Raw genomic sequence first — 17,367 nt, forward strand, 5'->3', positions numbered from 1 at the left:
TCCAAAAATGTGGGAGCGAGCTTGCTCGCGATAGCGGTGGATCAGTCAATGAAGGTGCTGAATGTGCGGCCGCCATCGCGAGCAAGCTCGCTCCCACATTGAATCTCGCCGTGCTGGAGGGATGCGTTGTAGAGTAAGCGGCCATGTCTGCATCAAGGATGAATCACCCATGTCGCTCAATGACACCGCCATCACCCTCGAACGCTTCAACGAATCCCACCTCGACGGCGTTACCGCGCTCTACAACGACCCTGCGGTCACCCGTCAAGTGCTGCAAATGCCGTTTCAGTCCGTCGAAGTCTGGCGCAAACGCCTGGAAGCGGACAACGAACGCTCGGTCAAACTGGTCGCGCTGCATCAGGGCGTCGTGGTCGGCGAGCTTGGCCTTGAACAGTTTTCACGTATCCGACGCAGTCACGCCGGCAGTTTCGGCATGGGCGTGGCGCCAGCCTGGCAGGGCAAGGGCGTGGGCTCGAAACTGCTGGCAGCGGCGCTGGATATCGCCGACAACTGGATGAACCTGCGGCGGGTCGAACTGAGCGTGTATGCCGACAACGAAGCCGCTATCGGCCTGTACCGCAAATTCGGCTTCGAAACAGAAGGGCTGTTTCGCGACTACGCGGCGCGTGATGGCGTATACGTCGATACCTTGAGCATGGCGCGTCTGCGCCGCATGCCCAAGGCCGATTGATCACTTGCCCAAGGCAAACGCCACCGCCGCCCTGGCATGCAGTTCGGTGGTGTCGAGCAGAGGCAGGGCGCTGTGTTCGGGTTTGATCAGCAGGCTGATTTCGGTGCAGCCGAGGATGATCGCCTGGGCGCCGCGTCTGGTCAGTGATTCGATGACCTGTTGATACACCTTGCGCGACGCCTCGCTGATCACCCCGACACACAACTCGTCATAGATGATCCGGTGGACGGCCTGACGTTCATCGGCGTCCGGCACCAGCACGGTCAACCCCTGCGCGCTCAGGCGATCCTTCAGAAAGTCCTGTTCCATGGTGAACGCGGTACCGAGCAAGCCGACCTTTAACGCACCCGCATCGACGGCAGCCTGACCCGTCGGATCGGCGATATGCAGGAACGGAATATCGACCGCTGCCTGAATCTGCCCGGCGACCTTGTGCATGGTGTTCGTGCACAACACCACGCAATCGGCGCCACCCGCTTTGAGCCGACGTGCGGCGTCCACCAGAATCGCCGCCGCATCGTCCCAGCGCCCGGCATGTTGTGCCTGCTCGACCGGTCCGAAGTCGACGCTGTACATCAGCAGTTTCGCCGAACGCAACGGCCCGAGGCGGTCGCGTACTTGTTGGTTGATGAGGCGGTAATACTCGGCGCTGGACTCCCAGCTCATGCCGCCGATAAGGCCGATAGTGCGCATGTTGTGATCCTGTTGAAGGCTGACGGGCGTTCCTACAGTGCCCGCGAATCTTGCATGGCGCAAACCCCTCTCGTACCTCCTGGCGTTTAGTCGTACGCCGGCGGCGCGCATCTGCCATGCTCAACGTCCGCAGCACCGTTTCAATCAAAGGAACACCGCAATGGACGACGTACAACAACTGGGCGAGATGCTTCGTCACTACGCAGAAAGCGAAGCGCACAAAAAGCAGATGTTTGAGACGCAATCAACTGTGTGGGCAACGCGCATTGGTGAGTTGTTCGATCAGATCCAGCAGTGGCTGGAGCCGGTTCTGGCGCCGAATCTGCTGGAGGTGAGCCGCGAAGCGTATGTCGCGGCGGGGCCGAGTGCTCCGGTGGAGACCTCCACGTTCAAGACTGAAAAGCTGAGCATCCTCATCGCCGGCAAACCCGTGGAATTCGTACCCGATGTGATGGGTGTCGGCGGTCAGATTTCATTGGCAGTGATGGGGTTTACCGCTGCGCGCTATGGCAGTGTTTCGCTGGTGTGCCTGCCGCCGTCCAATGCTTGGCAGTGGCGCAAGACCAATGGTCTTAAGGACCCGGATACTTTTGCCTTCGATGCGGATTTTCTGGCGCAGCAGTTGCAGAGTTTGATTCCCCGCGAGCGAAGCTAGGTTTCCGAGCGTTGACACATACCCCTGTGGGAGCGAGCTTGCTCGCGAAAGCGGCGTACCAGTCAACATTGATGTTGACTGACACTCCGTCTTCGCGAGCAAGCTCGCTCCCACAGTGATTGATGTTGCATTAGATTTCGATGTTTCCCCACCCAGGCTTTTCTGCTTGCGGCGCTTTCACCACCTTGCCGGTAGCCGCTTCCACGCGCCGCGCGACCTCAGGGTCATCGGCAAACGGTATCAGGCTGGCATCGTCCAGGCTCTCGGCGGTCTGATGACGAAGGCAGTATTCGATGGCGAACCACACGAACACCACCCCCAGGATATTCACCACGACTTCAGTCATCAGGCTATCTGCGCCTCACATTCAGCCATCGCCACGTCGGACACCCGCACCGTGCGCCACACGTTGTAGGCCATCACCAGCATGCCAGTGAGGAACAACACACCACCGGCAAAGCGCACCACGAACCCCGGATGGCTGGCCTGCAAGGCTTCGACGAAAGAGTAGGTCAGCGTGCCGTCATCATTGATCGCGCGCCACATCAGGCCCTGGGTGATGCCGTTGACCCACATCGAGGCGATGTACAGCACGGTGCCGATGGTCGCCAGCCAGAAGTGCAGGTTGATCAGCGGTGTGCTGAACATCTGCTCGCGACCGAAGATTTTCGGCACCATGTGGTAAGTCGCGCCGAAGGTGATCATTGCCACCCAGCCGAGGGCGCCGGCGTGCACGTGGCCGATGGTCCAGTCGGTGTAGTGGGAGAGGGCGTTGACCGTCTTGATCGCCATCATCGGCCCTTCGAAGGTCGACATGCCGTAGAAGGCCAGGGACAGCACCAGAAAACGCAGGATCGGGTCGGTGCGCAATTTATGCCAGGCGCCCGAGAGGGTCATCATGCCGTTGATCATCCCGCCCCAGCTCGGCGCCAGCAGGATTAGCGACATCGCCATGCCCAGCGACTGCGCCCAGTCCGGCAGCGCGGTGTAGTGCAAATGGTGGGGACCTGCCCAGATGTACAGGGTGATCAGCGCCCAGAAATGCACGATCGACAAACGATACGAATACACCGGCCGACCCGCTTGTTTGGGCACGAAGTAATACATCATCCCGAGGAAACCGGTGGTCAGGAAAAAGCCCACGGCGTTGTGCCCGTACCACCACTGAACCATGGCGTCGGTAGCCCCCGAATACACCGGATAGGACTTGAACCAGTCCACCGGAATCGACAGGTGATTGACCACGTGCAGCATCGCAATCACCACGATGAACGCGCCGAAAAACCAGTTGCCGACATAGATGTGCCGGGTCTTGCGCTGCACCACGGTGGTGAAGAACACGATGGCGTAGGCGATCCAGACCACGATCATCCACACCGCGCCGGAGAATTCGATCTCGGCGTATTCCTTGGTGGTGGTGTAGCCCAGCGGTAGGGTGATAAGCATCACCACAATGACCGATTGCCAGCCCCAGAACGTGAAGGCGGCGAGTTTGTCCGAGAACAGCCGCACCTGACAGGTTCGCTGCACCGCGTAGTAGCTGGCGGCGAACTGTGCGCTGCCGGCGAATCCGAAAATCACCAGGCTGGTGTGCAGCGGGCGCAAGCGGCCGAAGGTGGTCCACGGCAGGTCCAGATTCAACTCCGGCCACACCAGCTGCGAGGCGATCCATACGCCCATCGCCATCCCCACGACGCCCCAGATCACGGTTGCCACGATGAATTGGCGGACGACCTTGTAGTTGTAGGCCTGCCCCATAGTTACTGTGCTCATGATCAATGCTTCCACGGTTGCAAAGTCGGGCAACTGTAAAAACATCTGCAAATTCAAAACAGACTCAGGGAAAAGTCATTTATGCGGATCAGATCTACAGCGAGTCGAGCTATGCAGCTCTACTCCTGATACGGTTTTTTCATGAATAGCTGAATCTGTAATGAAAACCAGCACGGGTCCATAGTCACTACCTCGAAACGAGCCGCAGTTGATGCCGTCCAGCCCGTGGGAGCGAGCCTGCTCGCGAAGAGTCCAGCACATTCAACATCGATGTCGCCGGATACTCCGCCTTCGCGAGCAGGCTCGCTCCCACAAGTATCGCGCCAGGCATCAGTACCAGAGCCCGATCAATCCTGATGAGGTAGCCAGATGTATCAGTACGACGACTATGACCGGGCACTGGTGTTCGAGCGGGTTGCGCAGTTTCGCGATCAGGTCGAACGCTTCATGGCCGGCGAACTGAGCGAGGAAGAGTTCCTGCCGTTGCGCCTGCAAAACGGCCTGTACATGCAAAAACACGCGTACATGCTGCGCGTCGCCATTCCCTACGGCACGCTGAGCGCCCGGCAGATGCGCACGCTGGCGAGCATCGCCCGGGATTACGATCGCGGCTACGGTCACTTCACGACGCGGCAGAACATGCAGTTCAACTGGATCGAACTGGCCCAGGTGCCGGACATCCTCGAACGCCTGGCCCAGGTGCACATGCACGCCATCCAGACCTCTGGCAACTGCGTGCGCAACATCACCACCGAAGCCTTTGCCGGGGTTGCGGCCGACGAAATGATCGACCCGCGCCCGCTGGCGGAAATCCTGCGGCAGTGGTCGACCATCAACCCGGAATTCCTCTACCTGCCGCGCAAGTTCAAGATCGCCATCTGCTCGGCCGAGCAGGACCGCGCGGCAATCATGATGCATGACATCGGCCTCTATCTTTACCCAGGCGACGACGGGCAAATGCTGCTGCGGGTGATCGTCGGCGGCGGCCTTGGGCGCACGCCGATCCTTGGCTTGCAGATTCGCCAAGGCTTGCCGTGGCAGCACCTGCTTTCCTATGTCGAGGCGGTGTTGCGCGTATATAACCGCCATGGCCGGCGGGACAACAAGTACAAGGCGCGGATCAAGATTCTGGTCAAGGCCTTGGGTATCGACGCGTTCGCCGCGGAAGTCGAGGAAGAATGGCAGTACCTCAGGGACGGCCCGGCCCAACTGACCGCCGATGAATTCGAGCGTGTGGCCAGTGCCTTCGTCGCGCCGCAGTACCGCGAACTGGCGGATACCAGCCTTGATTTCGGCACGCATCTGGCCCAGACCCCGGCGTTCGCCCGCTGGGTGCAACGCAATGTACAGGCGCACAAGGTATCGGGTTACGTCAGCGTCGTGCTGTCGACCAAACCGGGCGGTTCCGCGCCGCCGGGCGATGTCACCACCGCGCAAATGGAGGCGGTGGCCGAATGGTCAGAGCGCTTCGGATTTGGAGAGATCCGCATTGCCCATGAACAGAACATCGTCCTGCCGGACGTGCCCAAGGCCGATCTGTTCGCGCTTTGGCGCCTGGCCTGCGAGCACAACCTGGGCAGCGCCAACGTCGGTTTGCTCACCGACATCATCGCCTGCCCCGGTGGCGATTTCTGTGCGCTGGCCAACGCCAAGTCGATCCCCATCGCCCGAGCCATTCAAGCGCGCTTCGAAGACCTCGATTACCTGCATGACCTGGGCGACATCAGCCTCAACATCTCCGGCTGCATGAACGCCTGCGGTCACCACCATATCGGCAACATCGGCATCCTGGGGGTCGATAAGAACGGCAGCGAGTGGTACCAGATCACCCTGGGTGGCGCCCAGGGCAAGAACAGCGCGCTGGGCAAGGTCATCGGCCCGTCCTTCAGCGCCGCGCAAGTGCCAGATGTGATCGAGCAGATCGTCGACACGTTCGTGCGTTACCGCGAAAGCGAGGAACTGTTTGTAGACACCTTGCAGCGCATCGGCCTGGAGCCGTTCAAAGAGGCGGTTTATCCGACAGTGCTGGAGGTGTCGGCATGAATAATCTGTTGCTTCTGGAGGAGGGCGGGGCGCGGATTGTCGAGGATGATCCATGGATGCTTGTCCGGGATCTGCAGGCACCATTGCCTAGGAGCAAGGTGATCTTGCCGCTGGCACGCTGGCTGGAAAATCCACGAGAAAATGCTGTCTGGCTGGGGCCGGATGATGAGGTTGAAGGCCTTGAGCGGTGGTTTGGCGAATTGCCATTGATCGCCCTGGATTTTCCGAGTTTTCGCGATGGTCGAGCCTATAGCCAGGCCTATTTGCTGCGCACTCGATTGGGCTGGAACGGGGAGTTGCGTGCCGTTGGTGATGTGTTGCGCGATCAGCTCAGTCATATGCGCCAATGTGGATTCGACAGCTTTGCGGTACGTGAAGACAAATCTGCCGAGGATGCGCTCAAGGGGCTGGCGGGGATGAGCGTGTTGTATGGGCGGTCGGTGATTGAGCCGCGGCCGTTGTTTCGGCGGCGGTAACAGCGTCAAGATCAAAAGATCGCAGCCTGCGGCAGCTCCTACAGGTCGACCCATGTAGGAGCTGCCGCAGGCTGCGATCTTTTGATCATTTCAACGCCGGATCCCCCATGTTCATTTTCTTCCAGCCCTGCAACAGCACCTGAGCCTTCGGTTCCTGGCCGTTATCCAGGTAGTACTGGATCAGCGCCAACCGCGCATTGCGGTTGGCTGGCTGCACTTTCAACAGCCTTTCCAGCTCCTCGCACGCGGCATCGACCTTGCCGCTGTCATGCAGGGCCACGGCCAGTACATAGCCGTATTGCGCGCTCTGCTGTTCCAGTTGTGCGGCTTTGCGCAGGAAGGGCATGGCCTGTGCGGATTTGCCGGCTCGTACCAGCGACAAGCCTTGGGTGTGTTGCAGCAGTGCGGCGTCGGGGTGTTCCTTCAGGCTTTGCGCCAGCAGCGCTTGAGCTTCCTGACCGCGACCGTTGGCTTCCAGCCATTGCACCAGTGTCACCAGCGCCGGGTAGAAGTCCGGGTCGCGCTTGAGTGATGTGCGCAACAAACCTTCGACTTCGCCGCTGCGGCCGCTGGCCTGATACAGCATGGCCAGGTTGAGGTTGGCTTCGGCGCGTTCGGCCAGGCTCTTTTGCACGGTCTCGTACTCGGCGATGGCCGCGTTCCAGTTGTCCTGAGCCGTGCCCAAACCATTACGTGCCACGCCGAGCAAATCCCGGGCCGCGGCAATGCGCACAGCCTTGACCGGGTCGCTCAGCAACGGTGTCAGCAGGGGTGCACGCTCCGGTGGCGGCAGGAACGCGCTGATCGCCCGCACGGCGCTTTCACGCACTTGCGGTGCCGGGTTGCTCAAGTCCCTGGTGGCCAGTTCCAGCGCCTGTTCGCTTGGATACAGCGGCAGCTCGGCGAGCAGGGTCGCCCGTTGAATCGCCCGCAGGTTGCTGCGTTGCAGTTGCTCGTACAGAGCTTGCGCGGCGCCGGGTAAACCGTTGCGAATCAGCCACAGGCTTTCGTCGTAACGCGGGGCCTGCGCGGCGGTGGACGTGTTCCAGAGCTTGAACTGCTCGGTAACCTTGTCACCGGCCTTGCCCTGGTGGCAGGTCAGGCAGGCGTCCGGCGTGCCGAGTTTTTTCGCCCGCTCGGGATTGGGGATGCTGAAACTGTGGTCATGCCGAAAGTCATTGATCATGTAGAACTTGCCGGGCATGTGGCAATCCACGCATTGCGAGCCCGGTTGGCCCAGGGTGTGCCGGGTGTGTTCGATGGAGTCGTAATTCTTCGCCTGTAGGCCTTTGCCGTCGACGCCTTCGACGGAGGTCTTGCCAGCCGTGTTGTGGCATTGCAGGCACACGCCATTGCCCGGCGCCTTGAGTTCGGTGCTGTGGGGGTTATGGCAGTTGCTGCACCGCACGCCCTTGTCGAACATTTTGCTCTGGGCGAACGAACCGTGTTCGAACACTTCATCCTTGATCTTGCCATCCAGCGCATACAGTTCGCGGGTCAGGGTGCTTGGCAGGTAATCATCCATCAGGCGCTTGCCCACGGTAAAACCATCACCCAAGGGGGCGCGGCGCGAGTGGCACCGGGCACAGGTTTCGATTTCGACGGTCGCGTTTTTGTCCTTGAGGTCGACGGCAAAACCCGAGTGGATCAGATCGCCTTTTTTCGCCGTCCATTGCAGATGATTGGAGGCCGGGCCATGGCAGGCCTGGCAGCCAACGCCGAGGCTGTTCCACTGGCTGTCGAAGGTGTTTTTCGCGGTATCGAAATTGCGCTTGTACCCGGTGGTATGGCACTCGACGCACATGAAATTGGCGTTCTGGCTCGGCTTGCTCCAGTGCAGCGGGTCCTTGAAGGTCACACCCTGGCCTGGATAGAGATGAAACCAGCGGTGCTTCTCGGTATCCCAGGCGATGCCGAGGGCTTGCAAGCGACCCTCGCCGACCTCGATCAGGTATTGCTGCAACGGTGCGATGCCAAAGGTGTAGGCGACCTTGAAGTCGGCGTTCTTGCCGTCGATGCCAGGGGTGTTGACCCAGAATCCGTCGTCCTTGCGTGAGAACCGGGTGGTTTCGTTTTCGGCCTTGAAAGTGACGTTGTTGAAGTCGCCGAGCATGGTCTCGGCGTTGGCTTCCTGCATCGCCAATTGGTGATGGGAACCTTGCCAGTCCTTGACCTGGGCGCTGTGGCAGCCCTGGCATTGCTGTTCGTCGACCATTGTGGCCGGCGCCACGGCGACGGGTTGCGGTTGCGGCCTGACGGGTTGAGCGACAGGTGTGCTGGCCGGCGCATAGGTCACGGGAGTGGGTTGGCTGCTGAACAGAAACCAGCCGATGCCTGCGACCGCCAGCAGCAAGACGCCAATGGTGACGGGGAACAGGTATCGATGAATCAGGGTTGGTTGCGAATCAGGCTTTGGGTCTGTTGCTTTATTTTTATCTTTCGGCATTACGACTTCCGTGGTCCAGGTGCGTTTGCCGTCAGGCGCGCGTTCAAGCTCGTTGCAGCTTTGCCGGATGGCCGGCGTCTGTCAAATGGTTGCGGCGAAGCTGATGGCCCCATCGCGAGCAAGCTCGCTCCCACAGTGGATTGTGTTTGCATACAAATCTTGTGGACGACACAGATCAACTGTGGGAGCGAGCTTGCTCGCGATAGCGGTCTGATAGACAACCTATCATTCCCCGACAAACCAGCGGAAATACGGATTCCCCCCATCCCCGCGCATCACCTCGCGCACATCCCTGGCCCAGGCATCCCGGTCACCGTCATAGGCGTGCAGGCTTGCCCGGTAGAACTGCATCAGGCGTTGCCGATGGGTGTTCATTCGCTCGTTAAACCCTTGATCGGCGTTCACCAGCACCGGCGGTTGGTGCAAGTCCAGCAGGGCCGGCAGCACGCGGCTGATTTCCTTGGCCCGAACCCACGGCGCGTATTCGATTCGCGGCTGATCATCCGTCACCGCGGGTGCGTCAGCGGCGAAGCGTTCCAGGCCGGCGCGATCGGTCACCCAGGTCGCGAGCAGTGCGGCGGCCGAGCCGATACCGACGTCTTGCAAGGTGCTGCGCACACTGTCCTGCTGGAAGCGCTGGCTGATTTTTGCGGCATCAAGTTCGATCGGCTCCAGCGAGCCCACCAGCAGCATTTCGTGAAACTCGCTGGTCCACAGCGTGGCGTAGGGGAAGACATCGAGGAAGCTGCGCACCAGCGAGCGCGAGTCGTCGATGTTTTGCGTGGGCAGCGGCAGCCATTGGGCGACCAGGCCCTGTTTCTCTAGACGGCTGGCGGCTAACTGATAGAAGTCTCGGGAATACAGATTGACCACGCCAGCCGCGGAGGGTGGTGGCGGTTCGAGGGTTATCAGGTCGTAGCGTTGCGGGTTGCGCAGCAGTTCCTGGCGCCCGTCGCGCAGGCGCACGTCGACACCCGGATCGGATGCTGCATTGAAGTTGCCCTTGAACAACGGTGCCGCCTTGACCACCGAAGGCAGCAGTTCAGCGACAACCCGATGTTCAAGGCCCGGATAGCGCGTCAAGGCGCCCGCCGTGATTCCTGTGCCAAAACCGATCACCAGCGCCGAGCGTGGTTCGCCGTTGTGGATCAACAGCGGCAACAGCGCCTGAATCCGCATGTAACGCAGCGAAGGCATGGCGTCGCCGGTGTTGGATACACCCTGGATATACAAGCGCTGGAACGCCCTCTGGCCTTTGCCCTGGGTGACCACGGCGACGGTGCCGCCGCGTCCTTCTTCGTAAAACGCCAACGTGCCGTTGCGCGCGCCGGGCAGCAGGCTGGCCAGTTTGTCCACCGGGGTCAGCAGCGCCAGCGCCGCCGAGATCAGGCCGACCGCAATGACACCCTGACGCCGTCCCTTTTTCACGCCATGGCCCTTGCGCACGGCAAAGTAGCCAATTCCTGCAGCGATGATCGCCAGCAGGCCAAGGGTTCGAACCAGGCCCAACAGCGGGATCAGTACAAAGCCGCAGAGCATCACCCCGACTATCCCGCCGAGGGTGTTGAAAGCCACCACTTCACCGACATTACGCCCTATATGGTCGCGCCCGACGCTCAAGCGCAGTGCCACGGGAAACGCCGCGCCGAGCAGCACGGTCGGCACGAACACGATGCTCAGTGCTGCCACCGCGAAGCGTGCGCTCATGCCCAGCAATTCACTGGCCCCCATCGACAACACCCACGCTTCGACCACGCTTTGAGCGAGCACCAGCCAGCGTCCGAGCAGGGCAATCTCCAGCAATGCGATCAAACCGGCACCGGCGATCAGCAAGCCAAACACACCCCAGGGATCGCGTAGGCGATCGACCCGACGGGCGAGCAGGGCGCTACCGACAAACAGCCCGGTGAGGTACGTCGCCAACACCACGGCGAAGGCATAGGTGCGGGTGCTCATGAACTGCACGATGGATTGTGACCAGACCACTTCGTAACCGAGGGCCACGCCACCGGCAATCGAATACAGCCACAGGGCCAGGCGATCCGGTGCTTTGTTTGTGTGGTGTTTGACCGGGGTTTCAGCGGGTAGCGAACGATGGCGCTGGAACCACAAGGCACCCGCAGCGGCCAGCAGGTTGAGCATTGCGGCGGCCAGGGCACTGCCGCGCACGCCGAGGGTGGCGATCAGCACGAACGCGGCGAGCAGGGTGCCCGCGATGGCGCCGGCGGTGTTTGCCGCGTAAAGGTGTCCACCGGCCTTGCCCAGTTGCTGCGGATCGGCAGCCAGCGAGCGAACCAGCACCGGCAGCGTGCCGCCCATCAGCAGCGCGGGAATGCCCACCAACGCAAACGGCAACACCCAGGCCAGCAGGCCCACGTGCTGCTCCAGCCAGGCAAACGGACTGGCCGCGAGGCTCATGGCGAAGGTCGCGCCGACGCCGAGCACGGCCACCAGAACTTCCAGCCCGGCATACAACAAAACCGGTTGCTGGATGCGATCCGCCCAGCGGCCGAACAGCAAGCCGCCCAGGGCCAGACCGGCAAAAAACGCGCTGATCCCGGTGGTGATGGCGTACACCTCGACGCCCACCACCAGCGACAGCTGCTTGATCCACAGCACCTGATACACCAGCGCGGCGGCGCCGGAGACGAACAGCAACAGGGCGGGGATCAACAGCGCCGGGGAGGCGACATGCGGGGCAGGTATGGCCGACGACTTGCTGGCGACACGTGAGGACATAGCGGATTGCCTTGTTCCGGTTCAAAAACACCTGTGGCCGTGCCGGCCTCATCGCGAGCAAGCTCGCTCCCACAGTAGATTTTCGGTGCGGCAAAAATCCCTGTGGGAGCGAGCTTGCTCGCGATGGGGACGACGCGGTCCCAAGTCGAAAATAGGGCCGCCCACCGATGAAGGCGAGCGGCGGTCAAGCGGTCTTACTGTGCAGGTTGTTTCTTCATTTCTTCAGCGATTTTTGCGTCTACCGCCGCACGGATCTGGTCAACACTGAAGCTGGCCGGTTTCTGGCTAGGTGGATACTCGATGAATGTTTGCAGGAACGCCGCCGACTTCATTACTGCAATTTCAGTCAGGTAAACGTTCTTGGTGGTCCAATCGTAGTATTGGTCGGAAACCACGTCGGCCCTTTCATACGGGTCCATCCGCAGGTTGAAGATTTTCGGTACGCGCAGGCATACGAACGGTTCGCTCCAGACTTTAAAGCCGCCAGGTGCGCGCTGCTCGCAGAACACCGCTTTCCAGTTGTCGTAACGCATGGAAACCAGCACACCGTCATCATTGAAATAGTAGAACTCCTTGCGTTCGCTTTTTGGCTGTTGGCCAGTCAGGTAAGGCAGTTGGTTGTAGCCGTCCAGGTGCACCTTGAAGTTGTTGCCGCCGGAAGTTGGTGCCCAGCCTTTGAGCAGCTTGTTTTTAACGTCGGGTTCACCCACGGCAGCCAGTAAGGTCGGGAACCAGTCCAGGCCCGAGAACATTTCGTTGGACACTTCGCCCGCTTTGATCTTGCCCGGCCAGCGAATCATGGCTGGGACCCGGTAAGCGCCTTCCCAGTTGGAGTTCTTCTCGTTGCGAAATGGCGTGGTTGCCGCGTCCGGCCAGGAGAACTGGTTCGGGCCGTTGTCGGTGGTGTAGACGACGATGGTGTTGTCGGTGATTTTCAGGTCATCGAGGGTTTTCAGCAGTTTGCCGACGTCGCCGTCGTGCTCGAGCATGCCATCGGCATAGTCGTTGCCGGGCATGCCGCTCTGGCCCTTCATCGAGTCGCGCACGTGGGTGAACAAGTGCATGCGGGTGGTGTTCATCCAGACGAAGAACGGCTTGTCCGCCTTCGCCTGTTTCTCGATGAACGCTTGCGCCGCCGCCGTGGTTTCGTCGTCGATGGTTTCCATGCGCTTGACGGTCAGTGCGCCGGTGTCTTCGATCTTGCCGTCGGCGTAGCTGTGGATCACGCCACGAGGTGACATGGCCTTGACGAACTCGGGGTCGTCCTTGGGCCAGTACGGACGCTCGGGTTCTTCTTCGGCGTTGAGGTGGTACAGGTTGCCGAAGAACTCGTCGAAACCGTGGTTGGTCGGCAGATATTCATCCTTGTCGCCCAAGTGGTTCTTGCCGAACTGACCGGTCGCGTAGCCCTGGGATTTCAGCGCTTGGGCAATGGTGATGTCACGCTTTTGCAGGCCGACCGGTGCGCCCGGTACGCAGTGGCGTCTGACCGGTAATGAACGACGAGCGTCCGGCGGTGCAGCTGTTCTCCGCGTAATAGTCGGTGAACATCATGCCTTCCTTGGCAATCCGGTCGATGTTCGGAGTCTTGTACCCGACCACGCCCATGGAATAGGCACTGATATTGGTCTGGCCGATGTCATCGCCAAAAATCACGAGAATATTAGGTTTTTCGGCGGCCACGGCCGTTGCCGAAATCGCCATTACCGAGGTCGCCACCAAGGCGAGTTTCGGTAACCAATTGCGTATGCGAGTCATCTGACTTGCTCCTTTTTCTTACGTCGCTCGGTGCGACAAACGTTTATTGCGGTCCTGCGTCACGCTTTTTTATTGCACTTGCTCGGGTGTGGCGGCATCGAACGGATAGATCCGGCGCCATTCGGCAGCTATGTCGACGACGGTCCAGCCACGGGTTTTTGCTTCGTCCAGGGCCTTGTCCAGACGACCGATATCCGACTGGCGGTCGTAGGCCCATTCACGTTTGGCGTCGGTGTGATGCACCAGCCCCATGAAACGTTTGCCCGGCCCTGCGGCGGTCCACTGCAGCATTTGCAGGTCGCCGTCGGAGTTGCCAAAGGCGAGAATCGGTCGGCGTCCGATCACGGCGTCGATGCTCACCGGCTTGCCCGGCCCGTCATCGTTGTGGGCCAGTTTCGGTGTGCGCACGATCGACGCCTTGCCATCCTTGTACTCAAACGAGGTGACGAATGTGGTGCCGATCACCTGCTCGGGGGGGACGCCGTAGACCTTTTCGGCGAAGGCGCGCATGAAGCCGGTGTCGCCACCGGAAACGATGTAGGTCTTGAAGTCCTGGCGGCGCAGGTAGTCAAGCATTTCCAGCATCGGCTGGAAGATCATCTCGGTGTACGGCTTGCCGGTTTTCGGGTGGCGGGCCTGGGTCAGCCAGGTCTTGGCGTAGTCGTCGAAAGCTTCGGTGGTCATGCCGGTGTGGGTCGCACCAAAGATTTTCATCATGCCGTCCAGACCACTGGCGGCCAGCGCCTTGTGATCGTTTTCCAGCACGGCCTGGAATGGCTGGGTGGTTTTCCATTCCGGGTGCTGCGCCGCCGTGCGCTTGACCTCTTCCAGGGCGAACAGCAATTCGAAGTACATCGGCTGCTCGCTCCACAAGGTGCCGTCGTTATCGAACACGGCGATACGGTCCTCGGGTTTGACGAAGTCCTTGCTGCTTTGATCGGTTACCGCCTGGACGAACTCGATGATGTTCTTTTTCGACGGACCGTCATTCCATGACGGCAGTGGTTCAGCGGCCTGAACCAGCAATGGCAGGCTCAGGGCCAGTGCCAGCAGCAGCTTTAACCCGTGGAATTGGCGGTGCGCTATCGGGTTCGTCATGGGAAATCCTTCTCGTGAACGGGGTTGAGTGGTCGCAGTGCGGTAGCGACTGATTCTTGGTTGTGTTCGACCTGACTATGCAGCGTAGTCAAGGATTGCTTGAGTTGGTGCAGTGCCTGATCTTTGGTCGGCTGCCGGCCGTAGCACGCGCGCAGGAACGCTTGCAGGCGCGGGCCGAAAGCGGTCAGTTTGAGGCCCTTGCGACTGCGCCGGGTCCACAGGTACAGGGCGCTCAATTGCGCAGGTTGGCCATCAAGTTGCGCTGGGATCTGGCGCCAGGCGTAGTCGGAAGATTGCAGCCACGCCGTATGACGGGCACGGCGGCGCGCCTGCCAGGCGAGGTGTGCGCGATGGGCATACGGACGGGCAAACCAGGCTAGCAATACCACGCTCAGCAGCAGCGCCAGCAGGCCAAAGGTAGACCCTGAGAGGTGCAGGCGTTGGGTCTGACCGAGCCTTTTCAGGTCTTCGGTGATCGAGAACACTGGTTTGTAAGCACTATTGGCGCCGGCGTCGAAGCTCACCGCTGGCACTTGGGCAGTGCGGGTCTGCTGGCTGCTGGTGTCCCACCATTTCAGTTCGATGGCCGGCAGGGTGTGCTGGCCTTGGGTGTCGATGCGGTAGGTCACGCTGTCGATGCGCTGGCCACCGGTGAAGTTGCCGCGGCCATCATCCAGGGTGCTGACCTGCGGGTTTTTCGGGTACCGGCTGAGACCAGGGACATCGCCCAAAGACGGCGTCGGCAGTGCCATCGCCAGGGCGCCGTCAGCCTCCAGCTTAAGCTGCCGGGTGAGGCTGTCGCCGACTTTCAGCGGCGTGGACGACTGGATGATCTGCTGGGTGAAACGCAGCCCCTGGGCGACCAGTAATGGCTCGCCGGGTTTGAACCCCGGCGGTTGCGTCGCCGTGAAGTGCACCGGTTGGCTTTGCGCACTGAGCTCAGTCGTGGCCTGGCCCGGGGTGACCCGTACTGTCAGTGGTGGAATATCGAAAGCCTGGGCCACGTTGGGCGTAATCAAGTAGCTGTAGCGCATGCCGTTGAAGGATTTGCCGTCGAGCGTCTGGTTCAGGTGTTCGGCGTGGCCATCCGAGGGCAGCACTAGTGCACCGGGCAATTTGAGGTCGGGCAGGGTGGGAGCGCTGGTGAACCAGGTGTCGGTGAGCACATCCAGGCGCAATTCGACGAGGCTGCCGACCATGGCGGTGTCGGCGGGTTGCAGGCTGGCCTGGACCCTTAATTCAGGTTCGGCGGCGAGGGTAGTTGTGCTGATCAGGCTAAGTAACAAGACGACGAGGTTTGTGGTGATTGTGCGGCCGCCTTCGCGAGCAGGCTCGCTCCCACAGGGGTTCTTTGTACACCACAAATTCCCTGTGGGAGCGAGCCTGCTCGCGAAGGGCGCGCCTCGGTCAATGATCATGGCTTGCCCTCTGCCTGATCCTGCAAACTGAACTTCTGCTTAAGAAACTTCGCCGGCGATGTCGTCAGGTTCTGCAACCACTGCTCATCCGAAGCCGCCTGTTCGGTCTCCACTGCTTTGCTCTGACCCTTGCCCGGTGCCTTGTCCATCTTGATTTCGTCCGGTTTGACCTCGGGGGCATTTTGTTCGGCGCTTTCAGTGTCTTTCTGCAAGGCGATGGCCAAGGCCAGGTTGGCCGTAGCTTCAGGAAACTGCGGCTGCAACTTCAACGCCTGGGTGTAGGCCGCGATGGCCTCGTCGAATTTGAAACGGCGCACGTAAATGTTGCCCAGGTAGAAATACGCCTGCGGCGTTTCCAACTGCGCAAAACTCGCCAGGGCCAGGTCGAAATCAGCTGCGTTATAAGCCGCGATGCCTTTCCAGTACGGGTCGACAAAATGCGCGGCGGCCTGTGGGAAATGTTCATGTTCGAAGGCCCAGCGACCTTGCTGGTCCGGGGTGAGAAACGCGTCGATCAGCGCGTTCGCCTGGGCCGGTGCAGGTTGCAGCCCAACGCCGATGACCAGTAGAAAACCGGCCATCCAGTTCAGGCTCCAGCCCTTGCGCACACTGAAAAACGCGATTAACAACAGCGGCCAGCACAGCCAGTAACCGGCGTCCTTCCAGTGCAACTCGCGCTGTTCGTCACTGGCACTCTGGAAATGCTGCTGGGCGTGCAGTTCGACCCAATCCAGGTCGTCGTCATTGAGCGTCAGGCTGCCCAGCGGCGCTTCCATGGCTGACGCGAGTTGCTTGAGCGCTGCCTGATCAAAGCTGCCCAGTGCCGGACGACTATTGCTGTCGGTGCGTGGCTGGCCGTTGGCATCGTGGATGATCCCGCCATCCACGCTACCGACCGCCAGGATCAGCACCTGCAGCGCGCTGTCGGCCAGTTGTTGGTCCAGCCCTGTCAGGGCCGAGGTGTCGGCGCCGTCGGTGATCAGCAACAAGGTGCCTGGGGTATTTTCCGCCGCCAGCAGGCGCTTGGCCTGATCGATCACCGCCCCGACATTTTTCCCCGGTTTGCCGATCAGGTCGGTGCCCAGGGCCTGAATGAAGGTGTCGAGCAAGGCCGGATCGTCAGTCGGCGGCAACACCAGATGCGCGCTGCCCGCGTAGGCGATCAGCGCATTGCGCGCGCCAGCCCGACGCTGGATCAGGTCATGCAGCTTGTGCTTGGCCGCTTCCAGCCGACTCGGTTGTACGTCGTTGGCGTCCATCGACGACGACAGGTCAACGGCGATGATCAGCGGCGCACGGTTTTCCAGAAAATCCGGGCGATCCTGTTCCCAGGTGGGGCCAGCGGCGGCAATCGCACCCAGCATCAACAGCGCGCAGACAAGATGCACCGGGCGTAGCCATTGCTGGTCCCGGGGGGTAATCAGCAAGTGCGGCAGCAAGTGCCCGGCGATGTTGCTGCGCAAGCGCCGCTGCAAATCCCGGCTGCGGCGCCACAGCAGTGGCAACAGCGCGGCAAAAGGCAACAGCAACAGCCAAAGTGGACGCAGGAAGTGGAAATCGCTGAGGTTGATGTCCAT

Annotated in this window: 12 protein-coding genes and 1 pseudogene; 4 read left to right on the forward strand and 9 right to left on the reverse strand. The window is 60.8% G+C overall.

Annotation, left to right across the window (positions count from 1 at the left end):
- Positions 1–169 precede the first annotated feature (169 nt).
- Positions 170–691: a GNAT family N-acetyltransferase gene (locus ACA054_RS13845; protein WP_497689887.1), complete on the forward strand. Its 522-nt coding sequence runs from the start codon at positions 170–172 to the stop codon at positions 689–691.
- Here the strand turns inward: ACA054_RS13845 and ACA054_RS13850 are convergent, their stop codons facing one another.
- A complete protein-coding gene (locus ACA054_RS13850; protein ID WP_497689888.1) occupies positions 692–1,384 on the reverse strand; it encodes an aspartate/glutamate racemase family protein in 693 nt (230 codons plus the stop codon).
- Positions 1,385–1,544: 160 nt separating this feature from the next.
- Between ACA054_RS13850 and ACA054_RS13855 the strand changes: the two genes are divergently transcribed.
- On the forward strand, positions 1,545–2,039 hold the full coding sequence (locus ACA054_RS13855; RefSeq protein WP_497689889.1) for a hypothetical protein: 495 nt from the start codon (positions 1,545–1,547) through the stop codon (positions 2,037–2,039).
- Between the two features lie 130 nt (positions 2,040–2,169).
- Here the strand turns inward: ACA054_RS13855 and ACA054_RS13860 are convergent, their stop codons facing one another.
- Entirely contained in the window at positions 2,170–2,385 is a 216-nt protein-coding gene (locus ACA054_RS13860) for a cbb3-type cytochrome c oxidase subunit 3 (RefSeq protein ID WP_497689890.1), read from the reverse strand.
- Positions 2,385–3,812, reverse strand: coding sequence for a cytochrome-c oxidase, cbb3-type subunit I (ccoN, locus tag ACA054_RS13865; protein ID WP_497689891.1), 1,428 nt, complete (start codon positions 3,810–3,812; stop codon positions 2,385–2,387). The genes ACA054_RS13860 and ccoN overlap by 1 nt, the downstream gene beginning before the upstream one ends.
- Before the next feature lie 369 nt (positions 3,813–4,181).
- On the opposite strand from ccoN, the gene nirA reads away from it, so the two are divergent.
- Positions 4,182–5,855, forward strand: coding sequence for a nitrite reductase NirA (gene nirA, locus ACA054_RS13870; RefSeq protein ID WP_497689892.1), 1,674 nt, complete (start codon positions 4,182–4,184; stop codon positions 5,853–5,855).
- Complete coding sequence (locus ACA054_RS13875) at positions 5,852–6,331, forward strand: DUF934 domain-containing protein (RefSeq protein ID WP_497689893.1); 480 nt, start codon at positions 5,852–5,854, stop codon at positions 6,329–6,331. The genes nirA and ACA054_RS13875 overlap by 4 nt, the downstream gene beginning before the upstream one ends.
- A gap of 85 nt (positions 6,332–6,416) precedes the next feature.
- Here ACA054_RS13875 and ACA054_RS13880 read toward each other — a convergent pair whose 3' ends face one another.
- From ACA054_RS13880 to ACA054_RS13905, 6 genes and pseudogenes are all read right to left on the reverse strand, one after another.
- Positions 6,417–8,777 (reverse strand): multiheme c-type cytochrome, encoded by a 2,361-nt coding sequence (locus ACA054_RS13880; protein WP_497689894.1) that lies wholly within the window; start codon positions 8,775–8,777, stop codon positions 6,417–6,419.
- A 225-nt stretch (positions 8,778–9,002) separates the two neighbouring features.
- Entirely contained in the window at positions 9,003–11,516 is a 2,514-nt protein-coding gene (locus tag ACA054_RS13885; RefSeq protein WP_497689895.1) for a fused MFS/spermidine synthase, read from the reverse strand.
- Positions 11,517–11,710: 194 nt separating this feature from the next.
- Positions 11,711–13,274 (reverse strand): annotated as a pseudogene (locus tag ACA054_RS13890) (arylsulfatase).
- Between the two features lie 69 nt (positions 13,275–13,343).
- A complete protein-coding gene (locus tag ACA054_RS13895) occupies positions 13,344–14,372 on the reverse strand; it encodes an HAD family hydrolase (RefSeq protein WP_497689896.1) in 1,029 nt (342 codons plus the stop codon).
- Positions 14,369–15,790, reverse strand: a complete 1,422-nt coding sequence (locus tag ACA054_RS13900; protein ID WP_497689897.1) for a BatD family protein — start codon at positions 15,788–15,790, stop codon at positions 14,369–14,371. Before ACA054_RS13900 ends, ACA054_RS13895 begins: the two co-directional genes overlap by 4 nt.
- Positions 15,787–17,367: a VWA domain-containing protein gene (locus ACA054_RS13905; protein WP_497689898.1), complete on the reverse strand. Its 1,581-nt coding sequence runs from the start codon at positions 17,365–17,367 to the stop codon at positions 15,787–15,789. The genes ACA054_RS13900 and ACA054_RS13905 overlap by 4 nt, the downstream gene beginning before the upstream one ends.

It is taken from the genome of Pseudomonas sp. LBUM1653 (assembly GCF_059716115.1).